This is a genomic window from Candidatus Saccharibacteria bacterium, from assembly GCA_016789455.1.
GTDB lineage: Bacteria > Patescibacteriota > Saccharimonadia > Saccharimonadales > Saccharimonadaceae > CAIJKY01.
Map to the genome: position 1 here is coordinate 334,261 of JAEUQU010000002.1, position 18,642 is coordinate 352,902.

Genomic DNA, 18,642 nt, shown 5'->3' on the forward strand with positions numbered 1-18,642 from the left:
ACGTTTGCCGGCGGGGTACTCCCTCAAAACCCCGCCCTCGACACCCGAATCCCCTCACTCAGCACCCCCGTGCGAGCACGGAGCTTCTCAATGTCCCGGGCTTCATCTTCCACAGTCTCGATGGTGACCAGCAGACTCTGAATAGCCTGCTTGATCCGCCTGCGGCTCATGCTCATGCGCTGGGTGATCCGTTCGGCTGGCAGGGCACTCTCCAGTGCGCCGGCTATGGAGCCGGCGGTGACCGGCAGCAGGGCGCGGTCGTGGTTCTTGCTGCTGCTCATGCCTTGCAGGATGCCGGCGGCGGCTTTCATGTCGTCGCGGGCGGTGCCGACGCTGCCGGCGATGGGGCCGACGTCGTTGTCGGCTTCATCCAGGGCGGCCAGGGCAGACTGTAATATGCCTAGTACGCCGTGCAGCGAGGAGTTCAAGGTGTCGCAGGCACCGTGGGCGGCGCCCAGTGCCTCGCTGGCAGACTCGGTCTTTGCCAGGGCGTTTGTGTTGTCATCGATGAGATCCTTAATGGATACCATGGTGGTGCTCCTGTTCGTCGGTAGAGTGGACGGGGCGGTATGCCGTGGGTGAACATGGCGAGAGAGGACGTGCCTACCATACCATGAAAACGCCCACCCCACCAGAGCCGGTGGGGTGGGCGTGTGTCACTCCGCTGATGTGCCAGCGTCACTGCCTGCCGGGACGGCCCGCTGACGGCACTCCTGGGAGATGGCCTGCAGCTCTGCGCAGGTGTGCCGCAGGATGGCGGCGATGCTGCGGCCGTCGGACACCCGGGGGTGCCAGTGCTCCTGCAGCCGGGTGAGTGCCTGGATGAGGCCGTGGCGCGCGAGGCTCCACAGGTCGATCACCGGCGCATCCTCGCGCAGCTTGACCACTTCTTGCAGGCGCTGCTGCAGGTCGGTCACGTCGGTGCCGGCTTCGGCGGCCTGGGCCAGCAGCTCGTGCAGCTCACCCAACTGGCGGGAGACGCTGCCGCTCTCCATCTCCACCCACTGGATCTGGCGGTCTTCGGCGCTCTGCAGCGTGGCGGTGAGCCGGCGCAGCAGCAGCCAGTGCAGCTCCATCCGCCGGTTGCGGCGGTGGATGCGGGCCAGCTGGATGATGGTGGCGGTGGCGGCACGGCGGGCGGTGGCGGCGGCCTGCTCCAGGACGGACCCGGTGACGGGCTCCATGGCGGTGCCGTTGGGTGCGGTCATGATGACTCCCTTGTTCATGAGAGTGTGTCAGATATGACTACGGTACTATGACATAAAAGTGTAAAAAAGTGAAACGCCTGCAAAGTTGAACGCCCGCCCCTCGCCGCGTGTGCGGGAGGGGCGGGCGGGTGTCACGCGGCGCGTCCGTCCTGGACGCGCTGGCGGCAGAGATCGGCGATCTCCTGGTGGCTGACCATCAGCAGGCGCAGTGCCGTCTCGGTGTGGCTGCCCTGCTGTTGGACGGGCGTCCAGAAGTGCGTCTGCCGCGCGAGTAGTTCGTACAGGTTGCCCCGTACGAGCGCCCAGAGGCTGAACAGGCGGATGTTCTGGTGGTGCTTGTCCAGGCTGTCTACCTGGACGTCGATCAGCCCGACGTTGGCGCCGGCCGCCGTGGCAGCAGTCAGGAGGCGTGTGACCTCTTTCTCTGCGGCGCCGCCGGCGTCGATGTGGCGCAGCGTGTTCTCTTGCCAGCGCTGCAGGTCGGCCGAGAGCAGCTTGCGCACCCGATTGGCCGCGGCCAGGTGCCAGTGCAGCACGCGGTTGCGTCGGCGGACGCGGCCCAGGGCCCGCTCGTAGGCCGCCGCGGCCTGAGCGGCGGCGGCAGCCAGGGCGAGGAGGGCGTCGTCCGGGGTGGGTGGGGTGGTGTCCTCTGTGATGTCGGCGGCCTCCGGATCGTCGGTGCTCATCATGCTCCTTCCCGGTCGCCCCGCGCCTGGCGGCGCAGCGCGTCACGCAGGGTGTACAGGTGGCCGCTCAGGCGCAGCAGCCGGTCGGCTTCATCCTTGGAATCGGCCAGTAGCGGTTGCCACTGGGCCTGCAGTTGCCGCAGGACGGCAAGCAGGCCGGAGCGCACCAGCGTCCACTGTTCGGGCTGGTCACCGTAGCCCTGCAGGCGGGTGATGACGTCCATCTGTCCCCGCACTGCCGTGACGTTGGCGCCTTGCTCTTCGGCCGTACCGATCATGTCGGCGATGGATACGGTCGCGGCACGGGCACTCTCCTCGGCGCCGGAGACCGCGGTCGACCGGCGCTGCTCAGCCCGGTTGAGCAGGCGGATCAGCTTGTCCAGCCAGTGTAGCCGGCGCTCAATGCTCCGGGTGCGGCGGTCGTACAGCTGGCGCAGCAACAGGTAGCCCGCAGCTGCGCGGGCGGCACTGTCACCGGCCACCAGCAGGGCGGCGCCGGCGGCGGAGAGGGCATCGGGCCAGAGTTCTCTGGCGTCCTCGGCCGGTACCGTGCCGGCTGGGGCGTCGGTGGCGGGGGTGTCGGGGTCTGACATTGGTACTCCCGTTTGTTGGGCCATGGGTATGGCGTGGGTGTAACTTGTATATAATACAATTATTTCATTAAAATTCAATGTTTTGAGGTGGGGCGGATTATTGATGGTGCTTGAGTGTGTAGGCCTGTGGTATGCTACGCGCATGAGCAAACGGAAACCTCGGCGTAAGGGTAAAGAACTGAAGTGGTATCATGTGCGGGCTGGGCTGCTGGCGCGGCTGATTACGCGCAAGGTGAGCAGGGACTTCAAAAGCGTTAATTGGAAGGATGTGGGGACGTTTTGTGCGATTGTGTATGTGGTGTCGCTGTTTGTTCCATTTATCGGGCCATACACCCAATTTCCTGTGTATATAGTAATATGTGGCGGCATGCCTGTGGCAACGAGCACTATAGCTGGACGGGTGTATTATCCGCCTGGAAGTCCGGTGTATAAAGTTACTCCGTTCAATGGGCCGTACTTCTGTGATGAACAAAGTGCTAAAAGCGCAGGGTATCCGTCTCATCAATATTAATCGTATGATAGTGATACGTTACAGCCATGACAAAAATATTAGAAAAGCCAAAGTACGTGAAGCGGGAAAATTTTGGAAGGAATCTTACGCTAACGATACTTGCGATAGCGATTGTATTGTATATATTGGCTTTAATAAATCCGTGGACTAACATTCAGGCACAATACCCATTACATTTTGTGAGATGTGGCGGACGTCCCGTCGTTGCTAGCACGATTACGCAAACTTACAGCATACCGAGTACGCTGGGGCATGGCATTAGATTCTTCGATAACAGGTATTATTGCACGGAAGAGGAGGGGATAAGCCAAGGGTTCCGGAAAAGTGCATTTTAAGGAGCGCGATGCATGAAAGATTCACATTTAAAGCCGGGCTATACAAAAAGAGGGCATTTTGGCTGAAACCTAACACTTACGATAATTAGTTTTACGGTTGGCGTTTATATTCTGGCGTTGCTCATACCATATACACGCATGAAGGCTCAGTATCCTCTGCAGCTTATGCGGTGCGGCAAGCAGCCAATTATCGCGAGCCGGTATACGAATGAGTACTACCTTCCTGGCAACAGTCAATATAGTCCAGATTTTCTCACCAGCGAGTATTACTGCACAGAGGAAGATGCACGTGCGGCAAACTATAACCCTGCTAGTTTTTAGTGTGAGAAGTACGTGCCACATATGTAGCAATGCGGATGGTATATTAAACATATGAAAAAACAAGCTCGTAAGCAACTCCCTGGCTTTTTTGTCAAGCACCGCAGGCGACTGACAGCTCTTGTGGTCGTGGTTGTGCTTGTGGTAAGCGGGTATCTAGCTATTGTGTGGCTCGATAACAAGTATGGGCCACAAATAAAGGAAAACCATAAAGGCAAGACCGTAGCCGATACCATGGAAGCGGTAACACGGTATAGCATGAGAGGGCGTGTATATACTCAAGGTATTGTTGATAAGGGTTGTCAAAAGATTAAGCATAAAATGAGCAGTCCCATTCGTTGCACAATTGCTGCACGCAATTTCTACATCGGCAAGGGCAACCCTGTCTTGCCAATGGACACGCTAATGAAAGAGCTGAGAGCTGATTACTGGATTCACTACGATGGAAGGGGAAACCCTACTATGGATTTGGATTTTTTCAGAGGTAAAGTTAATGATAAAATACGGCTTCATAACCTGGATAGAAGCTATAAGTTGGAGCTATCATTTTATTCTGCCACCGGCGCAAAAAGCACTATACTCAATGAAGTGTTGGGCGCTGAAACCTTACTCACCCTGGAGGCCGATGAGTATGTGTATGGTTTTTCTACAGAAACGGACTACTGGCAGTGTTCTGAAGGAGATATGCTTCACCCTAATCCGGAGTGTCCGGATCCTCCCTTTGATACTAAGATGCGAGAGATGTGAGGCTTGTAAGCTACGCATATGCCTCACAATAATCTATCCAGCAAAACTGTTGTACAGAGCAAGGGGCACGGAGCCACGGATTAAGGCCGTCTGAATATTAGTACCCTGAATTGCTATATGGGTTAATCCCTTAATCTATAAAGTCGTGTTATGCTATCGGCATGGCCAAGCTATCAACTACACGTAAGAATGTAACAAAAAACGGAGTCAATAAAAGACGACTACCCGAAACAAACCACACAAAGTCGCAAGACTTGAAGTGGTACGATGTACGTATTGGAACTTTCTTGCAGCTGATAGCCAGCTTCGCTGCCAAGGTGGGCGCACGGGTTAACTGGAAAAACGTGGCAATTGTTTCTGTTTTCTTATACATCGTATCTTTATTCACTCCTGCAATCTGGCCCTTCAGCCATTACCCGTTGCACATGCTTCGATGTGGCGGCCTGCCTGTCACTGCGACTTCGTTTAAGAAACTCACTTATTATTTGCCGGGAGATTCTGGCTATGGCCCGAGCATGCTGACCAGTGCGTTTTATTGCACGGAGCGGCAGGCCACTGATGATGGTGCCGTAAGGGCATACACATCTATTCCGCGGCCATAACGAATGTTTACCTAATTAGAAATAGGGGCGGCACGACTTCGTTGTCGCGCCACCCCCATGCTCTCAGCCAGAGTGTGGTTTCCTAGTTCATTCTACTCCTGATCAATTCGTAGTATGCTTTCTGTCCGTTGATGTTCGGATGAAACGAGTACTCGTCGTCTGGATTGAGTATCGACCCGTCCGGGGACAGCACTAGCCCATGGAAGAACGCGTCACCGTCACAAATCTCGTGCCCGATAAATGGGGAACCCGTGCCAGTAGGGTTGATAAATTCTATCCTACCGACAATAGCTGGATTGTCACTTTCGAGCGCCGTCACAGTAGTTTGAGCGGCCGTGTTGAGATCTTGAATGAAACTTCTCGCTGCAGACCTTTCATTGGCGGAAAGGTACGAGCAGTACAGAGGTGCATTCGGTTCGGTGGTGACCGCGACTACATGCGGATAGCCAACGACATACAGCTTCGCGTTACTCGCTTGGGTGAGCAGCGTGGTGTACACCGTCCTGAGCCGAGACTTAAGCTCTCCGTTGATGAATGCATCGGACGCCCTGAACTCTTGGGAGTTTACATCGCATCCGGCATCAACACCAGGTAGCACGCACTTTTTGATGAACTCAGTGAGTCCGGCATCGTTGCCGCCTGCACTCACAGTCATAACATCAGTGCTTGCAGAAAGCGTTTTGTGCTGCAGCTCCAGTCCGTAGTGCGGACTACGCTCGGGCCGGGTATCTGCAATGTCATCCGTGACAGCGCCGCCACACGCCTTGAACTTTCCTTGCCCAAGAACCAACGGCAATGTCGGGTCTTGGTCGAGGAGGTGCGGGTACGCGACAGAACTACGGTGGCAGCCGTCGCCGTCAGGGTGAGCGTCTTCTCCCAGCTCAGTGCCGGGTTCAAACGGCGGATTCCCCTCTCCAGAAGAGAACGAATCCCCCAACGCCACATACTCCAACGCCTCCGGAGCAGCCGGCTGGATGCCGACCCCCGCGTCTCGCGGGTAGTCCAGCCCAAGTCCGGCCCGGTCCGCCTTGTAGAGCGTGTTGCCGGAGCCCTCGTGCAGGACCACCTTGCCGGGCGCGAGCCCGACCACGACACTGGCGTCGTTGCCGTCTTCGCCCGCGAGGGCGGAGTGGCTGAACCAGATGGCGTCTCGCGTGCCGCTGGCGCCACTGACAAACTCCAACATCCGGCCTCGGCCGGTCTTGTTGTCGAAGTTCCAGTGGTACTCGCGGTCGATGACGATGCTGCCGTTGTTGTCGACGCGCAGGTTGATGAAGCGCTCGATGCCCGTCACGGCGGGGTCGCCGCCCATGTAGAACTGGTACGGAGCGCTCCACTTGTTGGCGCCGCTGGCTTGCAGCGCCATGGCGAAGGCCGGTCCGTCGCCCGTTGCCTGTGGGTCGGGGCGGTAGACCGTCGCTACGCCGCCGTTGGGCGTCGCCTGGATGAGCGATGCTCCCGTACAGGACGGGAAATCGTGGTTCCAGGTCTGCCCGGCAGCGGTCACGCCCAGGACGCGGCTGCGCACCTCCGTCAGGAAGCAGCCGGGGTCAACCCCGTCCACCTGCTTGCGGTAGGCGTAGAACGCGTTGCCGGTTGCGCCGACGGTGACGGCGTCGAGCTCCTCACCCGCCAGGGCACTGACGGACGTTGCGGGAGCCGATTCGCGGGCGAGCGTGTCGAAACGCTGGACGGCGTCGTTGCCGGCCACCGTCACGCCTGCCTCGGTCACGGACAGTGCAGTCAGGGATGGGTTCCCTGCAAGCGAGGCATTGCCGAGGATGCCCGACTGGTCGGCCACAAGCAGCTGTATGCGGCTGTCGCACTGACCCCGTGTACTGATGTCGCCGACCACATAGACACGTCCAGTGGCGTCGGCGGCAATGTTCTTGGGGGAGATGTTCGTACTGCCGGAGCAGCCGAACGTGACGGTGTGTGACCAGAGGGTCGTGCCGCCGCGCAAGGCGACGACGCGAGCGCCCTCGCCGACGTCATCGGCCACAGTGTAGATGGTGTCGTCGGCCCCGACGGTAACGCCGCCCTCGAACATCGAGTAGTAGACGGGGTCGTCGTAGGTGGTGCCGAGTGAGCCATCCGCGTTGATGACCTGCATGACGGGCTGACCATTCCGCGTGCCGCCAACAAGCACCTTGCCGCTGGGCATGGTGACGCCCTGGGCAAAGTCGATGGTGAGCTGCGAGGGCCAGCCGGGTGGCTGGGCGGACGCGACCGGTGCGACGAGCACCATTGCGACGCTGGCGATCAGTACGGCGACGAACGCCGCGACTGACCGTCTGGGTTGAGACACGGTGTCTCAGCCTCCTGTCCGGGTGATGAAAAGAACAAGCCTCGCCTGGCGGCGGGGCTCCTGTTTCATGTGTGCTGGCTGAAGAGCATAAGCTATAATACAACAAAATAGTAAAAATGCAATAGTACTGAAAGGTATGTAGCATCAGGTTGATGAAATATTAAATACCCATTAACTTAAATTGACGGCAGTACAGGGGTGCCTCACAATGCATCTACCATGACTATCACTGAAGGTGTTATTGTTGGAATGGTTGCCAATATACTCTATCAAGGCATTATCCTTAGTGATGAGTATGGGCGCGCCGGTCGCTGGCCCTGGAATCATCCAGGAAAGCAAATTCGAAAAGCATATTTTTTCTGTGGCTGCGTGCTAAAGGCAATGGTTGCAGGCTTTATAGTATGGGCATTAGTTAAGACGGAGCAAGTTAACGGCATCGGTGGGGTTATTATCATCGCTCCAGTCGCCGATGAAGTGTTTAAGAAAATAGTAGCAAGCGGAAGGAGAACGGTTCGATGACTAAAAGTGCATTCATTAATGAAATTGCCACAGCGTTTTCTTGGACTTCAGCTTTGGCGTCCAGACAATATGCTGCACCCGACACGTTTTTGCAAAAGTTATTGTATGCTCTGAGCTACGATCAAGGAGCTATCGTCGAGCAGGAGCAGCATGCCGACAAGCTAAAAAGGGCCGATGATCGTAATACAGCCCGATTGCCAAAGCATGCTGTGCATCGGGGAAGACCGCTTGATATGCGTCGATAAATCACGATGCTGAGTGCTTAAGAAAGCTATGTCTACACGCTTCGTCCGATTAAAATCCGCAGCCTTCCGCTTAGCTGGAGTTTATTTCATCGTCTCACTTCTCATTCTTGGCCTCATCCTCCTCCCCGGCTACACCATGACCCTCGATATGACCTGGGGGCCGCTGCGCCCGCTGCCTGAGGGGCCAAGCAATGTGTTGCCGTTTTACTGGCTGATTGCGCAGTTGCAGGCGGTGGTGCCTGGTTGGCTGGTGCAGAAGCTGATATTGCTGGGCATCTTCATGCTGGCGGGCATTGGTGCGCACAAGTTGGCGCGGTTGGCGCTGGAGCCGCAGAAGGGCGGGGCGCCGGTGGCTTGGACGGAGCAGCTGTGCTATCTGGCAGGCTTTTTGTTTATGATCAATCCGTTCATCTACTCGCGCTACGCGGCCGGGCAGTGGCTGGTGATGCTGGGCTATGCGCTGCTGCCATGGGCCATCCGGGCAGTCTGGCGGTTGTTGCAGCGGTTGGAGTGGCGGCGGGCGCTGGCGGCAGCGGGCTGGCTGCTGGCAATCTGCCTGACCTCTATTCATACGGCTGGATTCCTGCCGCTTATTATGCTTGTGCTGCTGGTGGCCAGCGGCCGCGCGCAGCTGGGGCGTAAGCTGGCGTGGCTGTCTGGGGTGGCGGTCGGTCTCTTGTTGATCAATGCCTTTTGGTTAGTGCCCTCGCTGAATGGCCAGGGGCGGCTGGCGCAGAGCGTCGCCAGTTTTGACAGTTCGCAGATGAAGGCCTTTGCCAGCGTGGGGACGGTGCTGGATAGCGTGCCGCTCTCTGCTGCGCTGCTCTCGGGTTTTTGGGCGGATGCGCATAACCGGTATGTCATGCCGCAGGCGACGGGTGTGTTGTGGGGTGTGACGGCGCTATTGGTAGTGGGGCTGGTCTTGCTTGGTGCGCGGCGTATCTGGCAGCGGCGCGACCGCCTGGGCGTGGCGCTGCTGGCCCTGGGCGTGATTGCCTGGTGGCTGGCCATGGGCGTGGCCTGGGAAGGTTCGCGGCCGCTGGCCTATTGGCTGGCAGATAACGTGCCATTTTATGCTGGCTACCGTGAGCCGCAGAAATGGCTGATGGTGCTGGCGGTGACGTATGCGTATTGCGCCGCGCTTGGTGGCGATGCGGTACTGCGGTATTTGAAAGGCCGGTGCCGCCCTGCCGCAAAGTTTTCACGCGTGAAAAGTTATGCCATTGGTGCGATGCTACTGTTGCCGTTTGTCTGGACGCCGATGCAGCTGGCTGGTGCCGCCCGGCAGCTGGGCAGTGTGCAATATCCCGCCGGGTGGCAACAGGCCAAGGACGCGCTGGCGGCTCATGGTGCGGCTAGGGATAGCACCGTGGTGGTGCTGCCATGGCACATGTACATGCCTATGAGCTTTACGCAGCGTACCACCGGCAACCCGGCATCGGCCTTCTTCCCGCACGATATGATCACCAGCAACAACCCCGAGCTGCGCGGCGTACCGTTTGATGCGGGCGGGCCGGTGGAGTCGTATATCAATGCTGAATTCTTGCCGGCGCAAGGCGGGGTGGTGTATGGCGCCAAGCCGCCGGCGCAGCGCCTGAATGAGCTGGGCGTCGAGTACATCATGCTGCTCAAGGAAGGGGATTGGCGGCGCTATGAGTGGCTGCAGACGGTGCCCGGACTTTTGCAGGTTACTAATAATGATGATATAATAATATATAGCGTCAACTGAACCTGCTACGACGAAGGAGCTCATTGTGAGAATCCATACCCCGAAGCGCCGGAGGTTTCGACTGTCCGTCGACGACGTGCTGCTGCGGCCTTCAAGGCCCGCCAGACGGCCACACCTGTTCCTGGGCGGCCAGGCGCAGGTGCTCGACATGGTCATCGACTACCTGGTCGAAGAGATGATCAAGACACATGGCGGCGAGCTTCGCACACCGGAGCCGGAGTAGGCATTCACAACCCGGACGCACCACCCCGGCAGGTCCGCCTGCCGGGTTTTCAAATCACTGCTAAGGTAGCTTGGCGGTGTTATAATAACCCCGCCGTGCGCCATCCGGGCGCATCACAAGCAGAAGGGCAGCGTGTTGACCTACAAGCTGCGGACGCCATCCCGGCGCCGCATCCAGCACAGCGGCATCGTCGTGGTGGTGCCTCCCCGATGGCACTTCTACGGCAAGCCGCCGGTCCGCCTGGACCACCAGCCGCCGCACCCCTGGCGCATGCGCGTCGGCGCCCGGCGGGTGTGACTGCGCGGTAATCCGCGTGCCCCCGGCAGGAGACTGCCGGGGGATTTTCCTTGGATGCATCACGGCTGGCGGCACCGTATACTTAAGCGTAATGAACACGGGTCGGGGCTTTACCATCGTTGAACTGTTGATCGTCATCGTCGTCATCGGCATTCTCGCGGTCATAGCCATTACTTCCATCACCAGCGCACAGTTACGTGCCAAGGTCCAGCAGAATACCTCACTTGCCCAGGCGTATGGCAAGGCGCTCGTGGCCTACGCTACGGAAAATGGTAATTATCCGCCAGGATATACCACCTGGCCTTGTCTTGGCACCGGCACTACCGATATCAATAATGACGGCAATTATGATTGCTCCTGGACGGGTACGACGCCAGAACACCAAAAGTCAGCCTCCTTCGATGCCGCCATCCGTCGTTATGTCGATATTACTGCTGGGCCATCCGACATCATCACAGTCGATATCAACGGGAAGCGGCTCTCGGGCGTGACGTTCTGGAATATTACCGACGGCGTCATCGATGGCCAGCCGCACTATTGGTACTTAGGGTATATCATCAAAGCACCGGAAACATGCAAGTACGGTCATCTGTTAACCACGACAGGCTGGCCGGCTTTCAGCAGTACCCGCCCGGCGGCAGGGTACACTTGGCAGGAGGCTGATGGCGGGCGGACGTGCCTGGTAAAGCTGCCGAATCCGGCCACGTTGTAGTCCCCTTGGGTATTGTCGGGATTGCATCAGCAATGCCCGCTGTTTATACTGAGATAAAGATTATGCTAATACGTCATCGTTCTTCTAAGTTTGGAAAGCTTGCACCGAAAGGGTTCACGATTGTTGAGCTATTGGTTGTCATCGTAGTGATTGGCATACTGGCGGTCATCGCCGTCAGCTCTTACACAGGTGCCCAGCTGCGGGCCAAGAACCAGCAGAACTTATCGACCGCTGGGGCGTATTACAAGGCGTTGATTACGTACGCTACAGACTACAATGCCTATCCACCGGATCTCGACTGGTGGCCATGCATGGGAGCATACAAGAATGACGTGAACAACGATGGCCTGGGCGACTGCATCTGGCAGGGCACGACGGCGGAACATAGCTATTCGCCGAACTTCCATAATGCACTCCGCCGCTACATAGATATCACGGCCGGCCCTTCAGACCTGACGACGACCGACTGGCAGGGGCGAACGTTGTCCGGCATCCAATATTTTGAGATGCTTGGCGGAACGCTCAATGGGCAGCCGCATGAATGGTTCATGAACTACTTCGTCAAGGCACCGGCCAAGTGCACCGTCGGCCAGGTAGTATATGATGTCGGCTGGCCGGCTTTCTCCACCTCGTCTTCCACCCAAGGGTACACCTACGAAGAAGCGGATGGCGGGCGGTGGTGTGTCACGAAATTGCCTAATCCGGCTATGAATTAAGCGATGGGGCGTATGGATATGAAGCGTCGGACGGCACAAAACGGGTTTACGATAGTTGAGCTTTTAATTGTCATTGTCATCATCGGCATCTTAGCAGTGCTGGCCATTGGCGCCTTCAGCCGGTCACAGGACCAGGCCCGGGCAGCCAGCGTCCAATCCGACCTCAAATCTTCGGCCAAGCAGCTGGAGCAGGCGAAGGCCGAGACCGGCACCTACCCGACCACAGGCAGTGGACTGCCAGCCAGCCCCAATACCGCCTACCAGTATGCGTATGACGCCACCGCTGATACCTTCTGTCTGACAGGCACCAATGGCAGCCAGTCCTTCAAAGTAACGACGGGCGCCTTGACGCCGGTATCAGGCGGTTGCCCGGGGCATGGCGTGGGTGGTGTGGCACCCATCACCAACCTGATCACCAATCCTACCAGCGAGACGACTGGTTATGCTCTGAACAGCGGTGGCGGCTGCACCTCGGCCCGCTCGACGGCGCAGGCACAGGGCGGTACCTACTCGACGCTGCTGACCAAGACGACCAACTATTGTTTCCACCGCGCCAACTCAACTCCGGCGACCCCCGGCCAGGTCTTCATGTTCTCGGCCTGGGTGTATTCCTCGAATGCCACGATACTGTTCGTGCCGCGTGGGACGGGTGTGTCGTACAGCTCAATCAGCAAGACCGTACCCGTCAACACCTGGACGCGGGTGTCGCAGGTGTATACCGTGCCGGCTGGTGCCAGCTCATACTACATCGATGTTGGCTGGGAGGCTGGCACGGCTCCCTCGGGCGCGACCATGTATATCGACAACATCATGTTCACCGAAGGTAATACGCTCTATAACTACGCCGATGGCTCCAGTGCCAACTGGATCTGGAATGGAGCGGCGCATGGCGCGACTTCTACGGGGCCGCCACTGTAATGGCACGTTCATTGACCGCACGCTCCTCGGGCTTCACCATCGTTGAACTGTTGATCGTCATCGTCGTCATCGGCATCCTGGCAGTGATTGCGATTGGCGCATTCACGCGGGCGCAGGAGCAGGCGCGGGCGGCAACGGTCCAGTCCGACCTCAAGGCCTCGGCCAAACAGTTAGAACAGGTGAATGTGGAGACGGGCACCTATCCGACGAATGGTAATGGCTTGCCAGCCAGTCCGAATACCGGCTACCAGTATGCTTACGATGCGGCTACCAATACGTATTGCCTCACCGGCACTAATGGCGCGTCCAGCTTCAAGGTGACTAGCACCAACAAGACTCCCGTGACGGGTGGTTGCCCAGGACATGGCGTGGGTGGCGTGGCAGCGATCACTAATATGATCATCAATCCTAGCGCTGAAGTTAACACCAGCAATATATCGGGGTACTTCAGCGGCACGCGGACATTGGATAATACCAGGGCGGTCTCAGGAACCTACTCCGTACGCACCGACACGAACAGTGCGACCAATGCCCAAGGGGCATTTTGGGCCACTGGGTTAGTGGCGACGGCTGGCACCCAATACTCCTGCTCAATTTCCGTGTCCGGCACGCCAGGCACTAACCTGGAGGTGTCCGGCCGGGTTGATAACGGTGCCGGTAACTATCTTTCGGAAGCTCATGGCATGGTAACGGTCGGCTTGACCGATAGTTGGCAAAGGGTCAATTTCAGTTTTGTGGCGCCTGCCAATACCGGTCGCATCCACATCCAGTACAAGCTGCCAACTGCCATCTCCGGACGGACGATCTGGGCCGATGCTGCCATGTGTGTCGCCGGCAGTGGTACCTACAACTTTGCTGACGGCAACAGTGCCAACTGGATATGGAACGGTACCGCCAACAACGCCAGTTCCACTGGTCCACCGCTGTGATATAATGCCACTAGCAATAGCATTAACTCAGCAGAAATATAAACACACCAACTACCGCGCCTGCCGCGGACTGCCAAAGTCACACCGATGCAAAGCAAACCACTACGCTCTATTGACGGTATCGCGCCACGCCGGGTGGCGTCGCGGTTTGCGTCGCAAAAGGCGAAGATGAAGCCGCTGGCCAAGCCGGTTGCTAAGCCTGATATCATCGTGGCACCTGCCGCCAAAGCTTCTACCGCGGCCAAGCCGAAGCCAGCCATCCAGTCACCCGTGCGGCCAGCCGCTGCAGCACGTCCGGCACGTCCGTCCACTGCTGCCACCAAGCGTCATCCTGGATCCCCAGGAGCCAACCCGGTCCGCACGGTGACGCCACGCTCCACTGAACCGGTACGGCTCGGCCGCCCGGCCACACAACGGCCGGTAAGTACCGAACCTGTCATGCCGCGCAGCCGACCGGCGGCCATGAAGTTGACACCGCGCCGTCCGTTGCGCGCCGGTACTGCAAAGCCGGCCGCTCCACCTGCGCCGCGAGTAGCGCGCGCCCCTAAGGCCAGTCTCGATCCCACGGAGCAGCTGCTCAACGAACTCGATTTCATCATGACCGAACCGGCCGTGCCGGAGACGCCCGTCCACATCCCGGCTGCCCGCCAACTGACGCCGCCGCTGCCGCAGGCCGAGCCTGAGACCGTCGCCAAGATTTACAATCCGCCGCCAAGGCCCGCCGCCAAAAAGGGGAAGGTCTCGGCCGTCAGCCGCGCACAGGCAGCCGAACAGGCAGAAGAGAAATCTTCCCAGAAGGCTGACGGCACTCGCAGCCTCTATAAACGACTGCTCGATTGGGCGCAGTATCCAGCGCTGGCCGCTATCGCTTTTGGTGCGGCCTACAGTGTGGAACTGGGGCAATGGTTCGTGCTGGTGTACGCCATCGTGGCCATCCTGCGCGGGGCTGCTTCACGCACTACATTCGCAGTGGCTATCTTCCTGATCGTGGCAATCGTGGTCTTCCAGGTGCTCGATATGGCCACTGTTGCCGAAAATACTGCGGTGTATGCATACCTCCTACTAGTGTTCGGAACGCTCCAGGCCATGTTTGAGCTGTTTAGGACTGGTCGTAGCAAGCGCGTTAGGATATAATTACATACGTTGTTTTACTGATTTGCAAACAATATCGCAAACAATGCTAATGCCATTAATCTGCCTGCATGCCAGCAGCGCTACAAAGAAGGAGTAACGCTTATGACTAAGTCCAGCAAATTCGACTCTAGCATGATCAAGAAGGGTATCTTTGCCCTGGCCGTCGTCGGTGTCGCCGGTGCGACCGGTGTCGTCTTCGCCGCCCCAGACACAAGCCAGAACTTTGGTTACGGTAACCAGCAGGAAGCTATTGACGCCGTCAACCGCCTTAACACCCGCTTCAACGCCGCCTCGACTGAGTTCGTCAACGATGTTCGCGGGTACGTCGACACCGCCGAAGCCGGCCTTGGCGCCGACGAAGAGACCTCAGAGTTCGCAGCTGCCTTCACCGCCAGCTCTAACGCCTACTTTGAGCGTATGGCCGAAGCCCGCGCCGACTTCCTGGCACAGGTGCAGCAGGCTGCCAACATCGCTGAGAGCAAGGACCAGTTCATCGACCGCTACAACAACCTCAAGGCTGCTTACTTCAACGAGCTTGACGCTGCCAAGAACGAGTTCGCCGCCAGCCTGAGCCCGATGGGCCACAACGCTAACGTCGTCAAGGACCAGTTCATGAACAGCTTCAACTCTGCTCGCGACGCTTACGGCAACGAGCTTGAGGCCATTAAGAACGAGTTCGCTAACACGATTAGCAACCTGTAGTTTCTACAAGCTACAAAGCGACAATCCAGGGGCAGGTATCAGGAAATGGGTGGCAACACCTCCTGATACCTGCTTTATGTTAGGACACTGTTATTAAATCTCAGTGAAATTTCAAAGAATTGGCTGAAAATCCGCGTCTCATCGGCGCGGATTTTCAGTTATACGGTATAATGGAGGAAATGTTTCAGAGAATTCGATCGTTGGACTGGCGGCTGACAAGCAATATCGCCAGCCTGCCACGCTACATGTATCCGCTCATGGTGGCAATCACGCAGCTTGGAGGAGCGGTCATCGTCGGCCTGATTATGATGGCGGGCATCTACTTTTCGTACCTGGCACAGGAGTGGCGGCTGGCGTGGGTATACGTGCTGACCATCATCGCCATCGGCTTCAGCTTCATCCTGAAGGCATATTTTCGCCGCCGCCGGCCGGACACACCGTATGCCAAGGCCATGTGGACCAAGACCTACAGTTTCCCAAGTGGACACTCCTTTGGTGCTATTGCGGCGTATGGCGTCAGTGCCATGGCTTTGATTCCGTTCGTTGATGTGCATTGGCACCTGGTGCTATGGCTGGTCGCCATCGTAGTGACGCTAATGGTAGGTTTCTCGCGCGTGTATCTGGGGGCGCACTACGTCTTGGACGTGGTGGGTGGTTGGGTGTTGGGGTTGGTGTATCTCTCTTCACTGCGATTCTTCGGGATGATGTAGTGTTAGCAAACACTATTGACAAAAATACAAAAGTGTGCCAACATACTGTTCGAGACCGACACAGATCGACTGATCACGCTTCGCACCTACCATCACCTGAAGTTTTGTCATGCTCAACCTGCTACGTGCCGTCCTGCTCACCGCCCTGATGGCGGGACTGACGGCAATCGGCATCACCCCGGCCTCCGCCGAAGTCGCGCCGGCGTCCGCCGGCTACAAGGTGGTCTCCGTGACCGTCACCGTCTCCGACTCGGTCTGCGAGACCGGCGGGTACTACGGCGGTGGTGAAAAGGGCGCGATCATCACCAGCGCCAAGCTCAATATCTGGCCCGACGCTGCCCCTAGCCGGTGGGGTGGGAAGTCCCGCACTATCCTGGTGCACTTCCCGGGCGGCTCTGGCGACTACGCCGCCTTCGTCAAGGCCCAGTGCAAGGGCCCAAGCGGCAAGTCCTACTACGTCGAGGATGACTCCGACTTCGGCATCCACGGCGGCCGCCACATCAAGGTGACCATCACCTAGTACAAGAGAGGTAGATCTGTGTCGGTCTGCCTCTTTCTATTTGGTATACTTATCTCCTATGAAACAATCTGCAGCCGCCCGCCACAATCCTCGCTACGACATACGCTACAACAAAAAGTGGCGTGCTTGGCGTCGGCAGCAGGAGGCTCAGGCGTGGGTCGACTGCCTGTATAAGCTGGCCGTGAACTGTGAAGGTGCGATGCATGCGGAACTGATGTCAAAGCTTGCGTATTGTACGGACGGCGGCGGTCATGGAGAGCCATTTTTTGATCGTAAAAAACAGACATGGGGACTGACATGGTATAAGACGTCAGAAAAAGATGTCGCCATAGTGCCGATAGCCAGGACTGATGCACGGCTGCATCCGTACTTCAAGGAACTGCAAAATAAAATCCGGTATTCAGAAGGTCCGCGCACGATATTTTTGCCTATCGTCGACGATATCACGGCTAAGTGGCGGGGAGTGGTGCTGTATCATGAGCTGCTGCATTATGAATACCATCTCCAAAATAAGTTCAGAGAAAACGAGAAAGCGCATTGGGTTGAGGAGTATGAGGTGTTTTGCCGCGAAATCGCTCTGGTGAAACATTTCTATAAGCAGCCGTATGACCAGGCGGCTGAAGAATTGGCTGCAAGTTTCAAGCAAAAGCTTAGCAATAACCAATTTACCTTGAATAGTTTTGATGATGTACCTGACGATGTGTTGCATGCGGCACTTGGCGAATGCTGGTCCAGTATAGAGACCGGCACGAAGCGAGCGTTGCTCATTCTGGACGCCCTGTATAGGGCGCTTGATACCTTGCATCCTGACGGCAATAAGCAGGAGCACCACGACATCACGGAGTGGTTTTACAATACGCATCCAAAAGTGACATGGTAATTTCGAGCGTCAACCAGCTCGGCAAACTTTCATGATACAGTAGTATGGATATGACAAAAGAACAAATCAAAATCTTCTGGTTCTCCGCGTTCTCAACCCTGGCAGTAGCGGGCGCCGTCTGGTACTACATGGGTCCGGCAGCCGCCCTGACGGCAGCGTTGCTGATCGTCCTGGAAATCACTTTCAGCTTTGAAAATGCCGTCATCAACGCCAAGATGCTGGATCGGCTGTCGCATGTCTGGCAGCAGATATTCATGACCATCGGCATCGCCATTGCCGTCTTTGGCATGCGTATTGTCTTTCCGTTGGTGCTGGTGGCTATTACCGGGCAGCTGGCGGTGGGGGATGTGCTTGATATGGCGCTTAATGACTCCGAGGCGTATGCGCACCAGCTCGAGGAGTCGATGCCGGCCATCGCGGCGTTCGGCAGCGCTTTCCTGCTGATGGTATTCTTTTACTACTTCACGCACGAGAACGACGGCAAGCCCTGGCTGAGGCCGTTTGAAGCTACTATCCGGCGGCTGCCGCGCCACTGGCTGACGCATACGCTTATCGTGGCGGTGCTGGTAGTGGGGGCTAATTTCCTGTTGGCCCGGGAACGGTTTGGTGAGCTGGCGCTGGCGGGCGCGATCGGTATTGCCACGCATTTGGTCATCCACGGGCTTATCGTGTTCCTGGAGTCGCGCAAGATGGCGCATAGCGCTGGAAAAATGGTGGGCTGGGCCGGTTTTGCGGGCTTTATGTACCTTGAGGTGCTGGATGCCTCGTTCAGCCTCGATGGTGTCATCGGTGCCTTTGCCATCACCAACAATGTCATCCTGATTGCTGCGGGCCTGGGTGCCGGCGCTGTCTGGGTGCGCTCTATGACCGTCTATCTCGTACGCCACAAGACACTCTCCAAATATGTGTTTTTAGAGCAGGGGGCGCATTATGCCATCGGCCTGCTGGCGCTGGTATTGCTGGTGCACACCTCTATCCATGTGCCGGAGGTCTTTACGGGGCTGGCGGGTGTGGCCATCATCGTTGCGTCAATCATCGCCTCGGTCCGCTTCAGCAAAACCAATGCAAAACACAAAGCAAAGACGGTCAGAGCATAACCT

23 protein-coding genes are annotated in these 18,642 nt (G+C 57.6%); 18 read left to right on the top strand and 5 right to left on the bottom strand.

Annotated elements, in window-relative coordinates:
- Positions 1-23: 23 nt before the first annotated feature.
- From JNJ66_02720 to JNJ66_02735, 4 genes are all read right to left on the bottom strand, one after another.
- Positions 24-530, bottom strand: coding sequence for a hypothetical protein (locus JNJ66_02720; GenBank protein MBL8159344.1), 507 nt, complete (start codon positions 528-530; stop codon positions 24-26).
- A gap of 126 nt (positions 531-656) precedes the next feature.
- Positions 657-1,208 (bottom strand): hypothetical protein, encoded by a 552-nt coding sequence (locus JNJ66_02725; protein ID MBL8159345.1) that lies wholly within the window; start codon positions 1,206-1,208, stop codon positions 657-659.
- 131 nt (positions 1,209-1,339) lie between these two features.
- Positions 1,340-1,894, bottom strand: a complete 555-nt coding sequence (locus JNJ66_02730; GenBank protein MBL8159346.1) for a hypothetical protein — start codon at positions 1,892-1,894, stop codon at positions 1,340-1,342.
- The gene (locus JNJ66_02735; protein MBL8159347.1) at positions 1,894-2,487 is read right to left on the bottom strand and encodes a hypothetical protein; all 594 of its coding nucleotides are present in this window, start codon (positions 2,485-2,487) and stop codon (positions 1,894-1,896) included. The genes JNJ66_02730 and JNJ66_02735 overlap by 1 nt, the downstream gene beginning before the upstream one ends.
- Positions 2,488-2,933: 446 nt before the next feature.
- Here JNJ66_02735 and JNJ66_02740 point away from each other — a divergent pair, with 446 nt between their 5' ends.
- From JNJ66_02740 to JNJ66_02750, 3 genes are all read left to right on the top strand, one after another.
- A complete protein-coding gene (locus JNJ66_02740; protein MBL8159348.1) occupies positions 2,934-3,149 on the top strand; it encodes a hypothetical protein in 216 nt (71 codons plus the stop codon).
- 556 nt (positions 3,150-3,705) lie between these two features.
- A complete protein-coding gene (locus JNJ66_02745; protein MBL8159349.1) occupies positions 3,706-4,398 on the top strand; it encodes a hypothetical protein in 693 nt (230 codons plus the stop codon).
- A 161-nt stretch (positions 4,399-4,559) separates the two neighbouring features.
- Entirely contained in the window at positions 4,560-5,000 is a 441-nt protein-coding gene (locus tag JNJ66_02750) for a hypothetical protein (GenBank protein MBL8159350.1), read from the top strand.
- 82 nt (positions 5,001-5,082) lie between these two features.
- Here JNJ66_02750 and JNJ66_02755 read toward each other — a convergent pair whose 3' ends face one another.
- Entirely contained in the window at positions 5,083-7,308 is a 2,226-nt protein-coding gene (locus JNJ66_02755; GenBank protein ID MBL8159351.1) for a hypothetical protein, read from the bottom strand.
- A 219-nt stretch (positions 7,309-7,527) separates the two neighbouring features.
- On the opposite strand from JNJ66_02755, the gene JNJ66_02760 reads away from it, so the two are divergent.
- The 15 genes from JNJ66_02760 (at position 7,528) to JNJ66_02830 (ending at position 18,639) form a co-directional block, all read left to right on the top strand.
- The gene (locus JNJ66_02760; GenBank protein ID MBL8159352.1) at positions 7,528-7,827 is read left to right on the top strand and encodes a hypothetical protein; all 300 of its coding nucleotides are present in this window, start codon (positions 7,528-7,530) and stop codon (positions 7,825-7,827) included.
- A complete protein-coding gene (locus JNJ66_02765) occupies positions 7,824-8,072 on the top strand; it encodes a hypothetical protein (protein MBL8159353.1) in 249 nt (82 codons plus the stop codon). The genes JNJ66_02760 and JNJ66_02765 overlap by 4 nt, the downstream gene beginning before the upstream one ends.
- Positions 8,073-8,100: 28 nt before the next feature.
- Positions 8,101-9,801 (top strand): hypothetical protein, encoded by a 1,701-nt coding sequence (locus JNJ66_02770; protein ID MBL8159354.1) that lies wholly within the window; start codon positions 8,101-8,103, stop codon positions 9,799-9,801.
- Positions 9,802-9,826: 25 nt separating this feature from the next.
- Positions 9,827-10,024, top strand: coding sequence for a hypothetical protein (locus tag JNJ66_02775; protein MBL8159355.1), 198 nt, complete (start codon positions 9,827-9,829; stop codon positions 10,022-10,024).
- 132 nt (positions 10,025-10,156) lie between these two features.
- On the top strand, positions 10,157-10,321 hold the full coding sequence (locus JNJ66_02780) for a hypothetical protein (protein ID MBL8159356.1): 165 nt from the start codon (positions 10,157-10,159) through the stop codon (positions 10,319-10,321).
- 91 nt (positions 10,322-10,412) lie between these two features.
- Positions 10,413-11,033, top strand: coding sequence for a type II secretion system protein (locus JNJ66_02785; protein ID MBL8159357.1), 621 nt, complete (start codon positions 10,413-10,415; stop codon positions 11,031-11,033).
- A gap of 62 nt (positions 11,034-11,095) precedes the next feature.
- Entirely contained in the window at positions 11,096-11,749 is a 654-nt protein-coding gene (locus JNJ66_02790; GenBank protein MBL8159358.1) for a prepilin-type N-terminal cleavage/methylation domain-containing protein, read from the top strand.
- Positions 11,750-11,761: 12 nt separating this feature from the next.
- A complete protein-coding gene (locus JNJ66_02795; GenBank protein ID MBL8159359.1) occupies positions 11,762-12,667 on the top strand; it encodes a prepilin-type N-terminal cleavage/methylation domain-containing protein in 906 nt (301 codons plus the stop codon).
- Positions 12,667-13,596, top strand: coding sequence for a prepilin-type N-terminal cleavage/methylation domain-containing protein (locus JNJ66_02800; GenBank protein ID MBL8159360.1), 930 nt, complete (start codon positions 12,667-12,669; stop codon positions 13,594-13,596). Before JNJ66_02795 ends, JNJ66_02800 begins: the two co-directional genes overlap by 1 nt.
- A gap of 87 nt (positions 13,597-13,683) precedes the next feature.
- The gene (locus JNJ66_02805; protein ID MBL8159361.1) at positions 13,684-14,730 is read left to right on the top strand and encodes a hypothetical protein; all 1,047 of its coding nucleotides are present in this window, start codon (positions 13,684-13,686) and stop codon (positions 14,728-14,730) included.
- 102 nt (positions 14,731-14,832) lie between these two features.
- On the top strand, positions 14,833-15,432 hold the full coding sequence (locus JNJ66_02810; protein ID MBL8159362.1) for a hypothetical protein: 600 nt from the start codon (positions 14,833-14,835) through the stop codon (positions 15,430-15,432).
- A gap of 179 nt (positions 15,433-15,611) precedes the next feature.
- Entirely contained in the window at positions 15,612-16,142 is a 531-nt protein-coding gene (locus tag JNJ66_02815) for a phosphatase PAP2 family protein (protein MBL8159363.1), read from the top strand.
- A 109-nt stretch (positions 16,143-16,251) separates the two neighbouring features.
- Positions 16,252-16,662: a hypothetical protein gene (locus JNJ66_02820; protein MBL8159364.1), complete on the top strand. Its 411-nt coding sequence runs from the start codon at positions 16,252-16,254 to the stop codon at positions 16,660-16,662.
- A 58-nt stretch (positions 16,663-16,720) separates the two neighbouring features.
- Positions 16,721-17,542, top strand: coding sequence for a hypothetical protein (locus JNJ66_02825; protein ID MBL8159365.1), 822 nt, complete (start codon positions 16,721-16,723; stop codon positions 17,540-17,542).
- A 50-nt stretch (positions 17,543-17,592) separates the two neighbouring features.
- Complete coding sequence (locus JNJ66_02830) at positions 17,593-18,639, top strand: DUF475 domain-containing protein (GenBank protein MBL8159366.1); 1,047 nt, start codon at positions 17,593-17,595, stop codon at positions 18,637-18,639.
- The last annotated feature ends 3 nt before the right edge of the window (positions 18,640-18,642 follow it).

What these genes read in the sequence shown, in the direction of transcription:
- JNJ66_02720 (MBL8159344.1), bottom strand. Translation starts at nt 530, where the DNA reads ATGGTATCCATTAAGGATCTCATCGATGACAACACAAACGCCCTGGCA.
- JNJ66_02725 (MBL8159345.1), bottom strand. Translation starts at nt 1,208, where the DNA reads ATGACCGCACCCAACGGCACCGCCATGGAGCCCGTCACCGGGTCCGTC.
- JNJ66_02730 (MBL8159346.1), bottom strand. Translation starts at nt 1,894, where the DNA reads ATGAGCACCGACGATCCGGAGGCCGCCGACATCACAGAGGACACCACC.
- JNJ66_02735 (MBL8159347.1), bottom strand. Translation starts at nt 2,487, where the DNA reads ATGTCAGACCCCGACACCCCCGCCACCGACGCCCCAGCCGGCACGGTA.
- JNJ66_02740 (MBL8159348.1), top strand. Translation starts at nt 2,934, where the DNA reads ATGGGCCGTACTTCTGTGATGAACAAAGTGCTAAAAGCGCAGGGTATC.
- JNJ66_02745 (MBL8159349.1), top strand. Translation starts at nt 3,706, where the DNA reads ATGAAAAAACAAGCTCGTAAGCAACTCCCTGGCTTTTTTGTCAAGCAC.
- JNJ66_02750 (MBL8159350.1), top strand. Translation starts at nt 4,560, where the DNA reads ATGGCCAAGCTATCAACTACACGTAAGAATGTAACAAAAAACGGAGTC.
- JNJ66_02760 (MBL8159352.1), top strand. Translation starts at nt 7,528, where the DNA reads ATGACTATCACTGAAGGTGTTATTGTTGGAATGGTTGCCAATATACTC.
- JNJ66_02765 (MBL8159353.1), top strand. Translation starts at nt 7,824, where the DNA reads ATGACTAAAAGTGCATTCATTAATGAAATTGCCACAGCGTTTTCTTGG.
- JNJ66_02770 (MBL8159354.1), top strand. Translation starts at nt 8,101, where the DNA reads ATGTCTACACGCTTCGTCCGATTAAAATCCGCAGCCTTCCGCTTAGCT.
- JNJ66_02785 (MBL8159357.1), top strand. Translation starts at nt 10,413, where the DNA reads ATGAACACGGGTCGGGGCTTTACCATCGTTGAACTGTTGATCGTCATC.
- JNJ66_02790 (MBL8159358.1), top strand. Translation starts at nt 11,096, where the DNA reads ATGCTAATACGTCATCGTTCTTCTAAGTTTGGAAAGCTTGCACCGAAA.
- JNJ66_02795 (MBL8159359.1), top strand. Translation starts at nt 11,762, where the DNA reads ATGGATATGAAGCGTCGGACGGCACAAAACGGGTTTACGATAGTTGAG.
- JNJ66_02800 (MBL8159360.1), top strand. Translation starts at nt 12,667, where the DNA reads ATGGCACGTTCATTGACCGCACGCTCCTCGGGCTTCACCATCGTTGAA.
- JNJ66_02805 (MBL8159361.1), top strand. Translation starts at nt 13,684, where the DNA reads ATGCAAAGCAAACCACTACGCTCTATTGACGGTATCGCGCCACGCCGG.
- JNJ66_02810 (MBL8159362.1), top strand. Translation starts at nt 14,833, where the DNA reads ATGACTAAGTCCAGCAAATTCGACTCTAGCATGATCAAGAAGGGTATC.
- JNJ66_02815 (MBL8159363.1), top strand. Translation starts at nt 15,612, where the DNA reads ATGTTTCAGAGAATTCGATCGTTGGACTGGCGGCTGACAAGCAATATC.
- JNJ66_02820 (MBL8159364.1), top strand. Translation starts at nt 16,252, where the DNA reads ATGCTCAACCTGCTACGTGCCGTCCTGCTCACCGCCCTGATGGCGGGA.
- JNJ66_02825 (MBL8159365.1), top strand. Translation starts at nt 16,721, where the DNA reads ATGAAACAATCTGCAGCCGCCCGCCACAATCCTCGCTACGACATACGC.
- JNJ66_02830 (MBL8159366.1), top strand. Translation starts at nt 17,593, where the DNA reads ATGACAAAAGAACAAATCAAAATCTTCTGGTTCTCCGCGTTCTCAACC.